This is a genomic window from Cystobacter fuscus, from assembly GCF_044360685.1.
In the GTDB taxonomy this organism is placed as follows: domain Bacteria; phylum Myxococcota; class Myxococcia; order Myxococcales; family Myxococcaceae; genus Cystobacter; species Cystobacter fuscus_C.
Genome location: NZ_CP043491.1, coordinates 5,937,876 through 5,954,249, shown reverse-complemented (window position 1 = coordinate 5,954,249; position 16,374 = coordinate 5,937,876). Strand labels below are relative to the sequence as shown.

Sequence of the window (16,374 nt, the reverse complement as noted above, 5' to 3'; positions counted from 1 at the left end):
CCCGTGCTATCCGGGCGGCGCCTCCACTCCGAGCTTCGGACAGAAGTCGGCCAGGGGGCAGGCGTCGCACTTGGGTTTGCGCGCCATGCAGGTATAGCGGCCGTGCAGGACGGTGGCGGGCCCGAGGAAGGTCCACTCCTCCTTGGGCACGAGCTTCATCAGCTCCTGTTCGATCTCCTCGGGCTTCTTCTTCTTGGTGAGCCCGAGCCGCTGGCTCACGCGCACCACGTGGGTGTCGACGATGATGCCCGAGGGCAGGTTGAAGGCGGTGTTGAGCACGACGTTGGCCGTCTTGCGCGCCACGCCCGGCAGGGTGGTGAGCTGCTCGACGGTGCGGGGCACCTCGCCGCCGAAGTCCATGAGCAGCGCGCGGCTGAGCGCCTGCACCGCCTTCGTCTTCTGCTTGTAGAAGCCCGTGGGGCGCAGGTCCTCCTCGAGCTCGGCGGGCTCCGCGTCGGCGAGCGCCTTGGGGCCTCCGGGGTATTTCTCGAAGAGGGTGGCCGTCACGCGGTTGACGCGCTCGTCCGTGCACTGCGCGGCGAGCACGGTGGCCACCAGCAGCTCATACGGCGTCTTCCAGTTCAGCTCGTAGCGGGCCTCCGGGTAGGCGGTGTGGAGGCGGGTGAGCAGCGTCTTCACGGTCTTCGCGGGCGTCGTCATGGCGGTCATGGAAAGGCTCACCAGCTCGTGCGCACCGGGCGGCCTTCCTCGTAGCCCGCCTGGCTCTGCACGCCCACCACGGCGTTGTGGTGGAACTCCTCCATCGTGCGGGCTCCCGCGTAGGTGCACGCGCTGCGCACGCCCGCGACGATGTGATCGATGATGTCCTCGACGCCCGGGCGCTTGGGATCCAGGTACATGCGCGAGGTGCTGATGCCCTCCTCGAACAGCTCCTTGCGGGCGCGCTCGAACAGGGACTCGCCGCGGGTGCGGGCCTTGACGGCGCGCTGGGAGGCCATACCGAAGTTCTCCTTGTAGAGCCGGCCATCGCTGTCGCGCAGGGCATCCGCGGGGCTCTCGTAGGTGCCGGCGAACCACGAGCCGATCATCACGTTGGCCGCGCCCGCCGCGAGCGCGAGCGCCACGTCGCGCGGGTGCCGCACGCCGCCGTCCGCGCAGATGTGCCGGCCGAGCTTGCGCGCCTCTTCCGCGCAGTCGAGCACCGCGGAGAACTGGGGCCGGCCCACGCCAGTCATCATCCGCGTGGTGCACATGGCGCCGGGGCCCACGCCCACCTTCACGAGGTCGGCGCCGGCGGAGATGAGATCGCGCGTGCCCTCGCGCGTGACGACGTTGCCCGCCATGAGGGGCACGTTGGGGGAGAGCGCGCGCACCAGCTCCACCGCCTCCAGCATCTTGCGCTGGTGGCCATGGGCCACGTCGAGCACGAGCAGATCCGTGCCCGCGCGCAGCAGGGCCTCGGCCTTGGCCTTCACGTCGCCGTTGATGCCGAGCGCGGTGGCGACGAGGAAGCGACCCTGGGCATCCACGGCGGGCCGGTAGAGCGTGGAGCGCAAGGCGCCCTGGCGCGTCACCACGCCGACGAGCTTGCGCCCCTTGAGCAGGGGAGCGCACGAGAGCCGCTTGGTGGCGAGCTGCTCGAACATGGGCTCCAGGGGCGTGCCCTCCTCGAAGGTGAGCAGCTCGGTGGACATCACGCGGTGCAGCTGGGTGAAGCGGTCCACGCCCGAGGCATCGTTCTCGGTGAAGATGCCCACGGGCTCGTCGTGCTCGTTGACGACGATGACGGCGCCATGAGCGCGCTTGTGGATGAGGTTGAGCGCCTCCTGGACGGTGTCGCCGGGACGCAAGGTGATGGGCGTCTCGTACACGGGGTGGCGCGACTTCACGTAGGCGATGTTGCTCGCGACGATGTCGAGCGGGATGTCCTGGGGCAGCACGGCGATGGCGCCGCGGCGCGCCACGGTCTCGGCCATGCGCTTGCCGGACACGGCCGTCATGTTGGACACGATGAGGGGCAGGGTGGTGCCCACGCGATCCGCGGGAGTCAGGTCCACGTCCAGGCGCGAGCCCACTTCCGAGCGGCCCGGCACGAGGAAGAGATCGTTGTAGGTCAGATCGTAGGTGGGCTTCTGGTCATCGAGGAACCGCATCATGACCTCCGGCGAAGGGGCATGTACCCTAACGGTTCGGGCCCGCCGACCGCAGTGGAATCCCCCAGGGGGGGCGCGTATTTTGTCACCCCTATGAGCGAGGCGACGGCGCCGGTGCTGCGGGTCGGCGGGCTGGAGAAGACCTACGGCGAGGTGAAGGCGGTACAGGGCGTGACGTTCCAGCTCGCTCCGGGTGAGGTGCTCGGCCTGGTGGGGCCCAATGGCGCGGGGAAGACAACCACGCTGCGCTGCCTGGCGGGCATCCTGCCTCCGTCGGCCGGACGCATCACGGTGGCGGGGTATGACCTGGGGCAGCATCCCGTGGAGGCCAAGCGCTCCCTGGCGTTCCTGCCGGACGAGCCGCGCCTCTTCGAGTACCTCACCGTCTGGGAGCACCTGAACTTCGTGGCCCGGTTGTATGGCGTGGAGGACTGGGAGCCGCGCGCACGGGGGCTGCTGGACGAGATGGAGCTCGCGGGCAAGGAGAAGGCCCTGCCGGGGGAGCTGTCGCGCGGGATGAAGCAGAAGCTGTCCATCGCGTGCGGCTTCCTGCACACGCCGCGGCTCATCATCCTGGACGAGCCGCTCACGGGGTTGGATCCCCTGGCCATCCGCCGCATGAAGGCCTCGCTGCGCCGGCGCGCGGAAGAGGGCACGGCGCTGGTGCTCTCCTCGCACCTGTTGCCGCTGGTGGAGGAGCTGTGCCACCGCCTGCTCATCATCGCCGGGGGGAGGGTGGTGGCGCTGGGCACGCTGCCGGAGATCCGCGCGCGGCTGAGCGGGCCCGAGGCCGAGGGCGCGTCCCTGGAGGAGCTCTTCATCCGCATCACCAGCGCGGCGCCCGGGCTGGAGCGCGAGGCGACATGAGCTTCGCGCGCGCGGTGGTGTTCCTCTGGGCGGCCTCGGCGCGCAACCGCGTGCTGCACCAGGTGCGGCGGTTGCGCCAGCCGAAGTACCTCGTGGGGGCCCTGGTCGGCGCGCTGTATGTCTACTCGCTGTTCCTGCGGCGCCTGGGCTACCAGCAGGAGTGGGCGGTGGTGTCTCCCATGGCCCGGCTCTTCAGCGAGTTCATGCTCGGCACGGCCATGCTGGGCACGCTGCTGTCGGCCTGGGCGCTGGGGCCCGACCGGCCCGCGCTGTCCTTCAGTGAGACGGAAGTCCAGCACCTCTTCCCCGCGCCCGTGTCGAGGCGGGAGCTGCTGCACTTCAAGCTCGCGCGGGGGCTCGGGGGCTCGGCCGTGGGAGCGCTCGCCGCCACCGTGTTCGTCGGCCGCGTGCTCACGCCGCACCCCGTGCTCTTCTTGCTGGGTACCACGGTGACACTCACCACGGTGAGCCTGCACGTGACGGCGGCCTCCTTCATGCGCACGCGGCTCGCCCGGCGCGGCACGTCCGGCACGGTGGTGCGCTGGGTGCTGCTCACGGCCGTGTGCGCCCTGTTGATCGGCTCGGCCATGGAGGCGTTGAGCCACCATCCCTTTCCGGAGGAGGGGTGGAATCCCCTGATGCTGCGGCAGTGGGTGCTCGCGTTGAGCGCATCACCAGCGCTGTGGCCGGGGCGCGCGCTGGTGGCCCTGCCGCTCGCACAGGACGTGGGCGCCTTCCTGCGGCGCCTGCCGCTCGGACTCGGCCTGCTCGCCGTGCACTACGCGTGGGTGATGAAGGCGGCGGTGCCCTTCGAGGAGTCGGCGGTGGGGCGCGCCGAGGAGCGGGCCCGGATCCGGGAGCAGCTGGCCCAGCGCGGGGGCCGGGGCATGCCCCCGCGGACGAGCGCGCCGCCCTTCCGGCTCGCGTCCGTGGGCCGGCCAGAGGTGGCGATCCTCTGGAAGAACCTCATCGCCGGCAGACGGATGGGGAGCGTGGGACGGCTCGTCGTCGCGGCGCTGCTGGGCGGGGTGGTGGCCGTGGCGGCCTCGGGCGAGAGCCCCGGCGAGGCGCTCGACCAGCTCAGCGGCTTCCTGTCGCCCTTGTGTGGAGGCTTCGCGGTGCTGCTGTGCTTCTTTGGCCCATCGGCCGTGCGGATGGATCTGCGCATGGATCTCCCCCGGTTGGAGCAGCTGCGCGCGCTGCCGCTCACGGGCCGGCAGGTGGTGGCCGCGGAGCTGGCCGCGCCCGCGCTGGTGCTCGGAGTCGCGCAGGTGGGGCTGCTGGGGGTGGCGGTGGGCGGCTCGGTGTGGCGCGCGGAGGGGTGGAACGAGCTGTGGGTGGCGCTGGGGCTGGGGGCGGTGTGGCTCCTGCCCGCGGTGACGCTGGGCGGGCTCTTCGTGCAGAACGCGGCGGTGGTGCTCTTTCCGGCCTGGCTGCCGCCCGAGGGCGAGCGGGCGCGGGGGCTGGAGGCCATCGGCCAGCGGCTGTTGACGCTGGTGGGCACGATGGTGGTGTTGCTCGTGGGGATGCTGCCCGCGGCGTTCCTGGCGGCGGTGGTGGGCTTCGGGCTGTACCAGTTGCTGGACGCCGGGGTGTGGGCACTGCCCTTCGCGGGCTTCACCGCGGCGCTGGTGCTGGTGACCGAGGTGGCCCTGGGCATCGTGGCCCTGGGCCATGCCTTCGATCAGCTCGATGTGTCGGTGGAAGGCACGGGCGTGACGTCCTGAGTCAGTGGGGCTCGGCCACGTCCGGGGGCGCGGACAACGTGCGCACCAGCACCGCGCGGCAGGTCCCGCACACGCTGCCGCCCCGTTCCCAGTGCACCTGCGCCTCCAGCTCCTCGGAGGACTCGGAGCCGTCCTCGAGCCGCTTGAGCAGCCTGGCGAGTTCATCCTCCGCGTCCGGGGTGCCCGGCCGCGCGGCGGTGCCGATCACGTCCTGCTCCCCCTCGAGCACGAGGGTGAAGCGGTAGTACAGCTCGACCGGGGCGATGGCGCGCCCACAGGCGGCGCACGTCTTGGGCCGGGGGCCAGACATGTGAGGAGGAACCAACGGGACTACTGCTCGCTGGCGTCCTCGCCCCCGCGGGAGCTGGAGACGCCGAAGGTGTTGGCCGCGGCGATGTCCCGGGTGGTGCCCTTGTAGGCGCGCCAGGCGAAGGGCGCGGTGACGGCGAAGGCGATGACGGCCAGCCCGATGGCCTTCCAGGGAATGGGCTCTTCCTTGACCTTGATGTCCTTGGTGTAGGCGTTGATGTTGGACTTGGGCCGGGCGCGCGCGGCGTTGCGCTCCTCCAGGGTCATCTCCGAGTCCTGGTAGGAGTTGAGCTGCCGGCGCTGGGGCTGGGCGAGGGCGGCGCCTCCCGAGACGAGCACGAGAACGGCCAACAGACGCGAGAAGCGGGACAAGTGCATGGGCGGGCAGCCTATCACGACCCGACAGCAGCCAAGAACAGGGCTTGCTTCGCTTGCCGGGCTCCACTAGGCGCGGCTGCCGTGCGCCTGCTCTTCGTTCCCCTGGTCAACCTGCTGTTGTCGCTCCGTGCCCTGCTGGGCCTGCCGCTGCGCCTGTTGGGGGCCCGCAACCGCCCCGCCTACGTGCGCTTCCGGCTGTCGGGAGAGCCCTCCTACCGCGAGCCGGGGCGCGCGCCCCGCCTGGGTCTGCTCGGGAGCCAGGGGCGTCCGGAGCCCGCCACGGTGACGTCTCTGGAGCGGCTGCGCGAGGAGCTCACCCTCCTGGCGAGGGACCCGGCCATCAAGGGCATCCTCCTGGAGATAGGGGAGCTGGCGGTGCCGCCGGCCAAGCGGGACGTGTTGGTGAAGCTGCTCGGGGACTTCCGGGCGGCGGGCAAGCGGGTGGTGGCCTGGGCGGTGAGCACGGACAGCCTGGGCTACCAGGTGATGTGCTCGGCGGACGAGGTGTTGCTCAGCCCCGCGGGGCGGCTGGAGCTGGTGGGCTACGCGGCGGAGGCCACCGCGCTGGGCGAGGGCCTGGGCCGGCTGGGCATCCAGGCGCACTTCTTCCGGCGCGGGGAGTACAAGACGGCGCCTGAGCTCTTCACGCACCCCCAGGTGTCGGACATCCAGCGGCGCACGCTGGAGGCCTTCCTGGACGAGCGCTACGGGGAGCTGGTGGACATCGTGGCCAGGGGCCGGCGCCGCACGCCCGAGGAGGTGCGGCGGTGGATCGACGTGGGGCCCTACAGTGCCCGGCGCGCGGCGGCCGAGGGGCTCGTCGACGGGCTGTGTGACGAGATGGATCTGCCGAAACGGCTGGGCCTGAGCTCCGACGAGGACGAGGCGGGGGAGGGCGAGGGGGTGGAGTCCATGGAGCTGTACCGGGCGCGGCTGCCGTGGCCGCCGGTGCGGTGGAGGAAGCTGAGGCGCAAGCCCCGGCTCGCGGTGGTGCCGGTGTCGGGGATGATCGTCACGGGCAAGGGCGGCACGGGCGTGGGCCCGGAGCTGTCGGGCTCGGAGACGGTGGTGAAGGCGCTGCGCGCGGCGGGGAGGGATCGGCGCTCGCGCGCGGTGGTGCTGTACGTGGCGAGCTCGGGGGGCTCGGCGGTGGCCTCGGAGATCATCCTGGAGGCGGTGCAGCGGGTGGCCCGGAAGAAGCCCGTCATCGCCTTCGTGGACCGGGTGGCGGCCAGCGGCGGCTACATGGCGGCGCTGGGCGCGCGGGAGATCTGGGCCACGCCGCACGCCATCGTGGGCTCCATTGGCGTGTTCGGGGGGAAGTTCGACGTCTCCGGGCTGCTGGCGAAGCTGGGGGTGCACCGCACGCTCATCACCCGGGGCGAGAGCGCGGGCATGTTCTCCTCGTCGCGGGGTTTCACCGAGCGCGAGCGCGAGCTGATGGAGGCGGAGATGGAGGAGACCTACCAGGCCTTCCTGGAGCGGGTGGCCCGGGCGCGGGGGCGGACGAAGGAGGAGATCCACGCGCTGGCGGAGGGGCGGGTGTACAGCGGGCAGCGGGCGCTCGCGGCGGGGCTGGTGGACCGGACGGAGGGCGGCTTCGAGGAGGCGTGCGCGCGGGCCATGGAGCTGGCGAAGGTGCCGGGGCCCTTCGAGCTGAAGATGTTCGGAGGCGGCAACCGGCGCTTCTCGCTGCTGCGGCTGTTGTTGGGGGGCGGCGCGCAGACGGGCACGTATGCCTTCTGCCCGACGGCGTGGCGCCTGGAGGGCTTCGGAAGAGGGGAGCGCTTCGAGTAGCCTCGTGCCTCGCATGGCGCGACCCTGTCCCCTGTGCGAGAACGAGCAGCTTCGGCCCCTGCGTGTCTCCCACGTGGAGGTGGGCACGTGCGCCCGGTGCCACGGGCTGTGGTTCGGCCGGGGGACGTGGGCGCGCGTACCGGATCGTCCTCCCCTGCGGGCCTTCCTGGGGGCGGCGCGCCGGGCCCCCTCCCGGTGCCGGAAGAGGGGCCACCTGATTCCCCCGGAGCGCGGCACGTGCGCCACCTGTGGCAGCGCGCCCCTGGCGTGTCCGGACTGTGGCCGGCGGCTCGCCCGGGTGGTGACACGTGCCAGCCCGGTGGAGGTCTGCTCGCATTGCGAGGGCCTCTGGCTGGACGCGGGGGGCTACGCGCGGCTGGAGGGGGTGACGGACCTCCAGGCGGCTCCCGCCACCGCGGGGAAGACTTCCACCCAGACATGCTCGGCATGCGCTGACACGATTCAGTCAGACATGTTCGTGTATGAGGGAGATGTCTATTGTTCCCGCTGCCGGCCTCCGGGCGCCGTTCCCCAGCGGCCGTAGAAGGCGCCTCGGAACGCGTCGCCGTTCAAATGCAGACATTCGGCTCGACGCATCGCGGCAATTGACGCGCCGCAACACCCTCTGAGGGAATCGAAACGTTTGCGGAAATCGATTGAAGGGCTTCTTCTCCTGGAGATTCGTGGTAATCAACGATGTGTGAAGGAGGTCCGAACGGGCACTCCCTCGCGCAGCCGATCCCCCACAGCCCCTGCGGACCCACCCGCTCCGTCCCCGGAGCGGGCTCAAGCCCAAGACATCTTCATCGCGGAGAATCAAGCGCCGTGCGTCATCTATTGAAGAACCTGGGGCTCTATGCCCTCGCCGCGTGGGCGTCGCTCACGCTCAATTTCATCATCCCCCGGATGATGCCGGGAGACCCCGCGTCGGCGATGTTCGCGCGCTTCGCGGGTCAACTCCAGCCCGAGGCCATCGAGGCCCTGCGCGCGGCGTTTGGTTTCACCAACGAGCCGCTGCTGCAGCAATACTTCACATATCTGTCCCATATGTTCCAGGGGGATCTGGGCATCTCCGTGGCGTATTTTCCGTCGTCGGTGACGGAGGTCATCGGCACGGGGTTGGGGTGGACGCTGCTGTTGTCGGGCACCGCGGTGCTGATCAGCTTCGGGCTGGGCTCGCTGCTCGGGGTGGTCGCCACCTGGCGGCGCGGCGGCTGGCTGGACTCCACGCTGCCCCCGCTGTTGAGCTTCCTGGGCGCCTTTCCCTACTTCTGGCTGGCGATGGTGCTGCTCTACGGGCTGGGCTACACGCTGGGTGCCTTCCCGCTGCGCCATGCCTACAGCGACATGCTCGCGCCGGAGCTGAGTGGCGAGTTCATCGGGAGCGTCGCCGAGCACATGGTGCTGCCCGCCCTGTCGATCGTGATCGCCTCGCTGGGTGGCTGGATGCTCGGCATGCGCAGCTCGATGGTGGGGGTGCTGGCCGAGGACTACATCTCGCTGGCCAACGCCAAGGGCCTGTCGCAGGGGCGCATCATGTTCCACTACGCCGCGCGCAACGCCCTGCTGCCCAACATCACCGGGTTCGGCATGGCCATTGGCTTCGTGCTGTCCGGCTCGTTGCTCACCGAGATCGTGTTCTCGTATCCCGGTCAGGGCTACCTGCTCATCCAGGCGGTGCGCAACCAGGACTACCCGCTCATGCAGGGCATCTTCCTGACGATCACCCTGGCGGTGCTGGGCGCCAATCTGCTCGTGGACATCCTCTATGTATGGCTCGATCCCCGGACGCGTGCGCGCTGACGGGAGTCGAGGGCGGGAGCCTACAATGCAAGTCGCGAATCAAAGTGTGAGTGCGCAGATTGGCGAGGCGGGCGTGAAGCCGGCTGCCCGGAGGAGTCCGCGCACGGGACTGTTCTGGCAGTTGCTGAGCAATCGCAAGGCGTCGGTGGGGGTGGGCCTGGTGCTCTTCTTCATCGCGATGGCGCTCGTCGGTCCGCTGCTCGTGTCGAATGATCCAGGGGCGTTCGTGGGAGCCCCGAACGAGGCGCCCTCGGCCGAGTTCCCCTTCGGCACGACGGGGCAGGGCCAGGACGTGCTCGCGCAGACGGTGGCGGGCGCGCGCACGTCGCTCGCGGTGGGCTTCATCGTGGGCTTGGCCGTCATGGTGATTGGCGCCATCATCGGCATGACGGCGGGCTACTTCGGGGGCTGGGTGGACAGCGTCCTGTCGCTGCTCACCAACGTGTTCCTCATCATCCCCGGTCTGCCCATGACGGTGGTCATCGCGGCCTACCTGCGGCCCGGGCCCGTCACCATCGGCGTGGTGCTGGTGGTCACCGGTTGGGCCTGGAACGCGCGCGTGCTGCGCTCGCAGATGCTCGCGCTGCGCGAGAAGGACTTCGTGTCCGCCGCGCTCGTGAGCGGCGAAGGCCACCTGCGCATCATCTTCCGGGAGATCCTCCCCAACATGACGTCGCTCTTGATGAGCGGCTTCATCTCCGCGACCGTCTACGCCATTGGCGCCCAGGTGGGCCTGGAGTTCCTGGGCATCGGCGACGTGGGCGTGGTCACCTGGGGCACCAACCTGTACTGGGCGAGCAACAACGCGGCGATGCTGACGGGCGCGTGGTGGACGGTGGTTCCCACGGGTCTGTGTGTCGCGCTCATCGCGTTCGCGCTCGTGCTCATCAACTTCGCGATCGACGAGATGACCAACCCCCGGCTGCGCACAGATCGCGGCTGGACGCGCATGCTCAAGCTCAACAAACTGGAAGAGGGTCTGTCGACCCCGGTGGTGAAGCGCCATGTCCGCTAACGCAATCGCGACCGCCCCCGCGCAGCCGCTGCTCTCGGTGAGGGACTTGCGGGTGGAGTACATGACGCCCTCCGGGCCCGTGTGCGCCGTGGATGGGGTGTCCTTCGAGATCGGCCGCGGCGAGGTGCTCGGGCTCGCGGGCGAGTCGGGCAGTGGCAAGTCCACCGCGGCCCAGGCGCTGCTGCGGCTGTTGCGCCCGCCCGCGATGATCACCGGCGGCGAGGTGCTCTTCGACGGCCAGGACGTGCTCGCGATGAACAACGAGCAGCTGCGCCAGTTCCGCTGGAGCAAGATGTCGTTCGTGTTCCAGAGCGCGATGAACGCCCTCAACCCGATCCTCTCGATCGGCGAGCAGATCGCGGACGCCATCCAGGCGCACGTGCCGATGAAGCAGGCCCAGGCGATGGAGAAGGCCGCCTCGCTGCTCAAGCTCGTGGGCATCGACAGCTCGCGCCTGTCGAGCTACCCACACCAGCTGTCGGGCGGCATGCGCCAGCGCGTGGTGATCGCCATCGCGCTCGCGTTGGATCCGCCGCTGATGATCATGGACGAGCCCACGACGGCGCTCGACGTGGTGGTGCAGAAGGAGATCCTCCAGCAGATCACCGAGCTGAAGAACAAGCTGGGCTTCTCCATCCTGTTCATCACGCACGACCTGTCGCTGCTGCTCGAGTTCTCCACGCGCATCGCCATCCTCTACGCGGGGCGGGTGGTGGAGACGGCCACCGCGAGCGAGCTGTTCCACACGCCCAAGCACCCGTACACCAAGGGGCTGTTGAACTCGGCGCCCTCGCTGCGCGGGCCGCGGGGCAAGCTCATGGGCATTCCGGGCTCGCCGCCGGACATGCGCGTTCCGCCTCCGGGCTGCCGCTTCAACCCCCGCTGCCCGCAGGTGATGGCTCACTGCCGGACCGAAGAGCCCAAGGTGAGCACGTTCGGATCCCACCACCTCAGCGTCTGCCACCTCCACGCCCCATGACGACCCCCGCTCCCGAGCGTCAGCCGCTCCTCGAGGTCAAGAACCTCACCAAGTACTTCAACGTGGGCGGTGGCTTCAAACCGAAGCGCCTGCGCGCCCTCAACGACATCTCCTTCTCGCTCCACGAGCGCGAGGTCATCGCGCTGGTGGGGGAGTCGGGCAGTGGCAAGAGCACCATCGCGCGGCTGATCGCGCGGCTCATGCCCGTGTCCGGGGGGGAGATCCGCTTCAAGGGCCGCAACGTCCTCGCCGACGAGCCGAAGCACGCGTCGCGTGACTACCGCTCGCTCGTGCAGATGATCTTCCAGGATCCGTTCGGCTCGCTGAACCCGGTGCACACGCTCGGCTACCACCTCGAGCGGCCGTTGCTTCTGCACAACAAGGCCCGGAGCGACGAGGAGCTGCGGGCGCGCGTGCACGAGCTGCTCACCACGGTCGATCTCAACCCGGCCGCGGAGGTCGCGGAGAAGCACCCGCACCAGCTCTCGGGTGGACAGCGCCAGCGCGTGGCGATCGCGCGTGCCCTGGCGCCCGAGCCCTCCGTCATCCTGGCCGACGAGCCCATCTCCATGCTGGACGTCTCCATCCGGGTGGGCGTGCTCAACCTGATGGAGCGCCTCAAGGAGGAGCGGGGCATCTCCTACCTGTACATCACGCACGACCTGGCGAGCGCGCGCTACTTCGCGGACCGCACCATGGTGCTGTACGCGGGCAACCTGGTGGAGAGCGCGCCGAGCGAGGAGCTGATGCAGCGCCCGGCGCACCCCTACACCCAGCTGCTGCTGTCGGCGGTGCCGGATCCGACCAGCCCCATGACGGGTGAGATCAAGGCCAGGCCGGGCGCGCCCGTGCTCATCGATCCGCCTCCGGGCTGCCCGTTCGCCGCGCGCTGCCCCCACGTCATGCCCGTCTGCCGCGAGCAGATGCCGGGCAGGACGCAACTCGATGCGAACCGTTGGGTGAGCTGCCACCTGCACGGGCAGGGCACCGCGGCCGCGCCGCAGAAGGCCGCTGAAGCCTAGCGTCCTTCCTTCTTCCCTCCATCATCAGGGCGCCGCTCCGGAGAAGTCCGCCGAGGCCTGGCGCCCTTGTTTCTTCCCTCGTTCAAGAGGCTTCAGCACACGCATGGCACTCATCAGCTTCCCGAAGGATTTCCTCTGGGGTACCGCCACCTCGTCGTACCAGATCGAAGGCGCCGCGATGGAGGACGGGCGGGGCGAGTCGATCTGGGATCGCTTCTCCAAGACGCCCGGCAAGGTGGGCGACGGGACGAACGGCGACGTGGCGTGTGATCACTATCACCGCTACCGCGAGGACATCGCCCTGATGAAGAGCCTGGGGATGCAGGCCTACCGCTTCTCGGTGGCGTGGCCCCGCATCCTGCCCACGGGCCGGGGCAAGGTGAACCCGAAGGGGCTCGACTTCTACAACCGCCTGGTGGACGGGCTGCTCGAGGCGGGCATCACCCCGTTCGTGACGCTCTACCACTGGGATCTCCCCCAGACGCTGCAGGATCAGGGCGGCTGGCCCCGGCGCTCCACCGCCGAGGCGTTCGTCGAGTACACGGAAGTCGTCGCGCGCGCGCTCGGGGATCGGGTGAAGAACTGGATCACCCACAACGAGCCCTGGTGCATCAGCCTGCTCAGCCACGAGAAGGGCCTGCACGCGCCGGGCCTCAAGGACTTCCGGCAGGCGCTCGCGGCGAGCCACCACGTGCTGCTGTCGCACGGCTGGGCGGTGCCCGTCATCCGCGCCGCGAGCCCGGGCGCCCAGGTGGGCATCACGCTGAACCTGTCGCCCGCGGAGCCCGCCTCGCCGAGCGCCGCGGACTACGACGCGTTCCGCCACCATGACGGCTACTTCAACCGCTGGTTCCTGGATCCGCTGTACGGGCGCCACTACCCGGCGGACATGATCGCGGACTACATCAAGGCCGGGCACCTGCCGTCCGAGGGCTTCACGGTGGTGCAGCCGGGGGACCTCGAGGCAATCGCGGTCGACACCGACTTCCTGGGCGTCAACTACTACAACCGCGCGGTGCTGCGCAGCGACAAGGTGCCCGAGGAGAAGAACCACCCGCGCACGGTGCACCTCGCGCCCCAGTCGGAGTGGACCGAGATGGGCTGGGAGGTCCACCCGGACAGCCTGCGCAAGCTGCTCACGCGGCTGCACGTCGACTACGGGCCGCGCAAGCTGTACGTGACGGAGAACGGGGCGAGCTTCTCGACTCCGCCGGATGCCCAGGGCCGGGTGCCCGACGAGAAGCGGACCAACTTCCTGCGCGACCACTTCCTCGCGGCCCGCAAGGCCATGGACGCGGGCGCGCCGCTGGCCGGCTACTTCGTCTGGTCCTTCATGGACAACTTCGAGTGGGATCGCGGCTATTTGCAGCGCTTCGGCATCGTCTGGGTGGACTACAAGACCCAGCAGCGCATCCCCAAGGACAGCGCGCTCTGGTACCGGGACGTCATCAAGGCCAACGGCGTGCAGGTGCCCTGAGTCCCCGCGTCGTCTCTCCAGCGGCGCGGCACGGGGGTTTCCGCTAATCTCGCGGGCCCCTCGTGCCCATGCCCTGCTTGCTGCCTCCCCGTTCTTCACCGTTCACCGTTGGCCTCGCGCTGGTGTCGTCCCTCGTGGGTTGTGCCCACGCTCCGGGCCCCCGCGAGGTGGCCACGGCCTATGTCCGGGCCCTGGAGGAGAACCGGCTGGAGGCGGCCTCCGCCCTGACGAGCCTGCCCCCCGAGGCGCGCGCCCCGTTCCTCACGCACTACGCGGACGCGGAGGCGCGGCGTGCCCGGATCGCCCAGGTGCGCGCGGCCCTTCCCGAGCTCTGGGCCCAGGGCCCCTCGTTGAGCCTGATCGAGTCGAAGGAGGGCTGGCGGGTCGTCGAGGAATCCCCCCAGGACGCGCCCCGGGCCCTCCTGACGCGGTTCCTCGACGCCACGGAGGCCGCTGACTGGGAGACCGCCTGGTCGCTCCTGTCCTCTTCCTTGCGGGCCCGGTACACCCCGGAAAGACTGCGCGAGGACTTCCAGCGCGAGCCCCTGGCGGCCGAGCGGGTGCGCCGGGCGCGACTCGCGGTGAAGGGCCCGGTGGAGGTGACGGAGGGGGGGGCGGCGTTCCCCCTGGGGGAACAACGGGCGGTGCGGCTCACGCGGGAAGCGGGCGAGTACCGGGTGGAGGCGCTCGAATGAGGCGGCGTGCATCCGGGCGGGTGGGAGATTAGAGGAGGTTGACACCACCGGGGCCGCTGGCTATTGCGCGCCCCATCCGAGGGCCGTCCCCCGCCCTCGGGGTTCCACAAGGATTCAGGTACTCCAGATGAGCGTTTCCGAGCGCGACATCCTCGCGGCGATGTCGAAGGTGATGGATCCCGAGCTGCACATCGACCTCGTGAAGGCCGGGATGGTGAAGGACGTCCGCGTGGAGGGCGACAAGGCGAAGCTGAAGATCGAGCTGACCACGCCCGCCTGCCCGATGAAGGGGAAGATCCAGGCGGACGCGGAAGCGGCGCTCAAGCAGGTGCCGGGCCTCAAGACGTTCGACATCGAGTGGGGCGCGCAGGTGCGCTCGGCGCCCGCGGGCATGGGAGGCCCCCAGGGCCAGGCGCTGCTGCCCCAGGTGAAGAACGTGATTCTGGTGGGCGCGGGCAAGGGCGGGGTGGGCAAGAGCACCGTGTCGGTGAACCTGGCCACGGCCCTGGCGCGAGATGGCGCCACGGTGGGCCTGCTCGACGCGGACTTCTACGGCCCGTCGGTGCCCCTGATGACGGGCATCACCGAGAAGCCCACGAGCCCGGACGGCAAGACGCTGCTGCCCATGGAGAAGCACGGCCTCAAGGTGATGTCCATCGGCTTCCTCGTGGAAGCGGAGCAGGCGCTCATCTGGCGCGGGCCCATGCTGCACGGGGCGCTGATGCAGCTCATCCGCGACGTGCGCTGGGGCGAGCTGGACTACCTCATCCTGGACCTGCCCCCGGGCACGGGCGACGTGGCGCTGACGCTGTCCCAGTCGGTGCGGGCCGCGGGCGCGGTGCTGGTGACCACGCCGCAGGACGTGGCGCTCGCGGACGTGGTGCGCGCCAAGCAGATGTTCGACAAGGTTCACATTCCCGTGCTGGGCATCGTGGAGAACATGAGCCAGTTCATCTGCCCGAACTGCTCGCACGCCACGCACATCTTCAACCGGGGGGGCGGCCAGAAGGCGGCGCAGATGTTCAGCATCCCCTTCCTGGGGGAGATCCCGCTCGACTTGAAGATCCGCGAGTCGGGCGACGCGGGCGTGCCCGTGGTGCTCAGCGCGCCGGACAGCCCCGAGGCCCTGGCCTTCCGGACGATGGCGCGCAACATCGCCGGCCGCGTCTCCACCGAGAACATGCGCGTGGCGGTGAAGCTGCCGGTGGTACGCTAGCCGCATCCCCGTCCCCCCACGAGGCCCCCGATGACGACCGGCAAGGAACCCGACAAGGACTTCGATCCGCTGCTCGATGAAGGGCAGGAGCGGGGCGAGGGGTCTCGCGCGGGTTTCGTGCCCGAGTTCATGCGCAAGGTGGCCGTGGCGGGACTGGGCGCCCTCTTCATGACGGAAGAGGGCCTGCGCGCGATGGCCGGCCAGCTCAAGCTGCCCAAGGAGGTGCTCGGCTACGTGCTCGGGCAGGCGGAGAAGACGAAGGACGAGGTGGGCCGGGTCGTCTCCGAGGAGCTGCGGCGCTTCCTCCAGTCGGAGAAGCTGCGCGACGAGGTGCTCAAGCTCCTGTCGGGGATGACCATCGAGGTGAAGGCGCAGATCCGCCTGGTGCCCGCGGACAAGGACGACAAGGAGCAGGCCGAGCCCCTGCGCACCAAGATCGCCATCTCCGAGCTGGGCACGCGCCGGGGCGGCAAGAAGGCCGCCGCGAAGAAGGAGTAGGGCGGGTGGAGGACGAGGCGGGAAAGCGGGACTGGCGCCGCCATCCGCTGGTGCGGCGGCTGCCGTTGCTGGTGCTCCTGGCGCTGGGCCTGTGGTGGTGGAAGGGCTCGGACGTGCCCGAGCGCGAGCTGGTGTGGCGGCTGGAGGGCCCGGGCTGGAGCGACATCCGCTCGCTCGACGTGCAGGTGAAGGACGCGGAGGGCGAGCTGCTCAAGCGCGTGTCTCTCACCTTCCCGAGCGGCCCCCCGGCGTCACTCACCGTGAAAGCGGAACTGGCCGCCGGGACGTACGAGATCTGGGTGTTCCCCCGGGGACAGCACGGACCGTCCCTGCCACCCCGAGTGGAGCATCTGACACTTGGACCGGAGGATCTCCGGGTGGAGCGGAACCTGAGGATGGCCGGGAGTCGTTGACCGGTGGGGGGGCGGGGGCTATAGCCCGCCCGGTTCCAAACCGCTCGAAAGAGGTCGCGAACGC

General features: G+C 70.0%; 17 protein-coding genes. 13 read left to right on the top strand and 4 right to left on the bottom strand.

The annotated features are described in order from the left end of the window. Positions 1–6: 6 nt before the first annotated feature. Positions 7–669, bottom strand: a complete 663-nt coding sequence (gene nth, locus F0U63_RS24475; protein WP_395832901.1) for an endonuclease III — start codon at positions 667–669, stop codon at positions 7–9. An 8-nt stretch (positions 670–677) separates the two neighbouring features. Then, positions 678–2,117, bottom strand: a complete 1,440-nt coding sequence (locus F0U63_RS24470) for a GuaB1 family IMP dehydrogenase-related protein (protein ID WP_395832899.1) — start codon at positions 2,115–2,117, stop codon at positions 678–680. A 90-nt stretch (positions 2,118–2,207) separates the two neighbouring features. Between F0U63_RS24470 and F0U63_RS24465 the strand changes: the two genes are divergently transcribed. Together F0U63_RS24465 and F0U63_RS24460 are read left to right on the top strand one after the other, a co-directional pair. Continuing rightward, positions 2,208–2,981, top strand: a complete 774-nt coding sequence (locus F0U63_RS24465) for an ABC transporter ATP-binding protein (protein WP_395832897.1) — start codon at positions 2,208–2,210, stop codon at positions 2,979–2,981. After that, positions 2,978–4,708: a putative ABC exporter domain-containing protein gene (locus F0U63_RS24460; RefSeq protein WP_395832895.1), complete on the top strand. Its 1,731-nt coding sequence runs from the start codon at positions 2,978–2,980 to the stop codon at positions 4,706–4,708. Before F0U63_RS24465 ends, F0U63_RS24460 begins: the two co-directional genes overlap by 4 nt. A 1-nt stretch (position 4,709) precedes the next feature. On the opposite strand, the gene F0U63_RS24455 is transcribed toward F0U63_RS24460, so the two are convergent. Both F0U63_RS24455 and F0U63_RS24450 read right to left on the bottom strand, forming a co-directional pair. After that, on the bottom strand, positions 4,710–5,018 hold the full coding sequence (locus tag F0U63_RS24455; protein ID WP_395832893.1) for a hypothetical protein: 309 nt from the start codon (positions 5,016–5,018) through the stop codon (positions 4,710–4,712). 20 nt (positions 5,019–5,038) lie between these two features. Further along, positions 5,039–5,395 (bottom strand): hypothetical protein, encoded by a 357-nt coding sequence (locus tag F0U63_RS24450; protein ID WP_395832891.1) that lies wholly within the window; start codon positions 5,393–5,395, stop codon positions 5,039–5,041. Positions 5,396–5,476: 81 nt separating this feature from the next. Here F0U63_RS24450 and sppA point away from each other — a divergent pair, with 81 nt between their 5' ends. The 11 genes from sppA to F0U63_RS24395 all read left to right on the top strand — a co-directional run bounded on the left by sppA (position 5,477) and on the right by F0U63_RS24395 (position 16,310). After that, positions 5,477–7,192 carry a signal peptide peptidase SppA gene (gene sppA / locus F0U63_RS24445; protein ID WP_395832889.1) on the top strand — a complete coding sequence of 572 codons (1,716 nt, stop codon included), beginning with the start codon at positions 5,477–5,479 and terminating at the stop codon, positions 7,190–7,192. 13 nt (positions 7,193–7,205) lie between these two features. Beyond that, on the top strand, positions 7,206–7,736 hold the full coding sequence (locus F0U63_RS24440) for a zf-TFIIB domain-containing protein (protein ID WP_395832887.1): 531 nt from the start codon (positions 7,206–7,208) through the stop codon (positions 7,734–7,736). A gap of 281 nt (positions 7,737–8,017) precedes the next feature. Next, entirely contained in the window at positions 8,018–8,995 is a 978-nt protein-coding gene (locus F0U63_RS24435) for an ABC transporter permease (RefSeq protein WP_002632375.1), read from the top strand. Between the two features lie 25 nt (positions 8,996–9,020). Beyond that, the gene (locus F0U63_RS24430) at positions 9,021–10,010 is read left to right on the top strand and encodes an ABC transporter permease (RefSeq protein ID WP_395832884.1); all 990 of its coding nucleotides are present in this window, start codon (positions 9,021–9,023) and stop codon (positions 10,008–10,010) included. Next, positions 10,000–10,989: an ABC transporter ATP-binding protein gene (locus F0U63_RS24425; RefSeq protein WP_395832882.1), complete on the top strand. Its 990-nt coding sequence runs from the start codon at positions 10,000–10,002 to the stop codon at positions 10,987–10,989. The genes F0U63_RS24430 and F0U63_RS24425 overlap by 11 nt, the downstream gene beginning before the upstream one ends. Further along, positions 10,986–12,011, top strand: a complete 1,026-nt coding sequence (locus F0U63_RS24420; RefSeq protein ID WP_395832881.1) for an ABC transporter ATP-binding protein — start codon at positions 10,986–10,988, stop codon at positions 12,009–12,011. Before F0U63_RS24425 ends, F0U63_RS24420 begins: the two co-directional genes overlap by 4 nt. Before the next feature lie 103 nt (positions 12,012–12,114). Further along, the gene (locus F0U63_RS24415) at positions 12,115–13,488 is read left to right on the top strand and encodes a GH1 family beta-glucosidase (protein ID WP_395832879.1); all 1,374 of its coding nucleotides are present in this window, start codon (positions 12,115–12,117) and stop codon (positions 13,486–13,488) included. Between the two features lie 122 nt (positions 13,489–13,610). Beyond that, positions 13,611–14,183, top strand: a complete 573-nt coding sequence (locus F0U63_RS24410) for a hypothetical protein (protein WP_395832877.1) — start codon at positions 13,611–13,613, stop codon at positions 14,181–14,183. A gap of 127 nt (positions 14,184–14,310) precedes the next feature. Next, a complete protein-coding gene (locus F0U63_RS24405) occupies positions 14,311–15,399 on the top strand; it encodes an Mrp/NBP35 family ATP-binding protein (RefSeq protein WP_095987607.1) in 1,089 nt (362 codons plus the stop codon). A gap of 30 nt (positions 15,400–15,429) precedes the next feature. Further along, complete coding sequence (locus F0U63_RS24400) at positions 15,430–15,897, top strand: hypothetical protein (RefSeq protein ID WP_395832875.1); 468 nt, start codon at positions 15,430–15,432, stop codon at positions 15,895–15,897. Between the two features lie 5 nt (positions 15,898–15,902). Next, positions 15,903–16,310 (top strand): hypothetical protein, encoded by a 408-nt coding sequence (locus tag F0U63_RS24395; protein ID WP_395832873.1) that lies wholly within the window; start codon positions 15,903–15,905, stop codon positions 16,308–16,310. Positions 16,311–16,374: the final 64 nt, after the last annotated feature.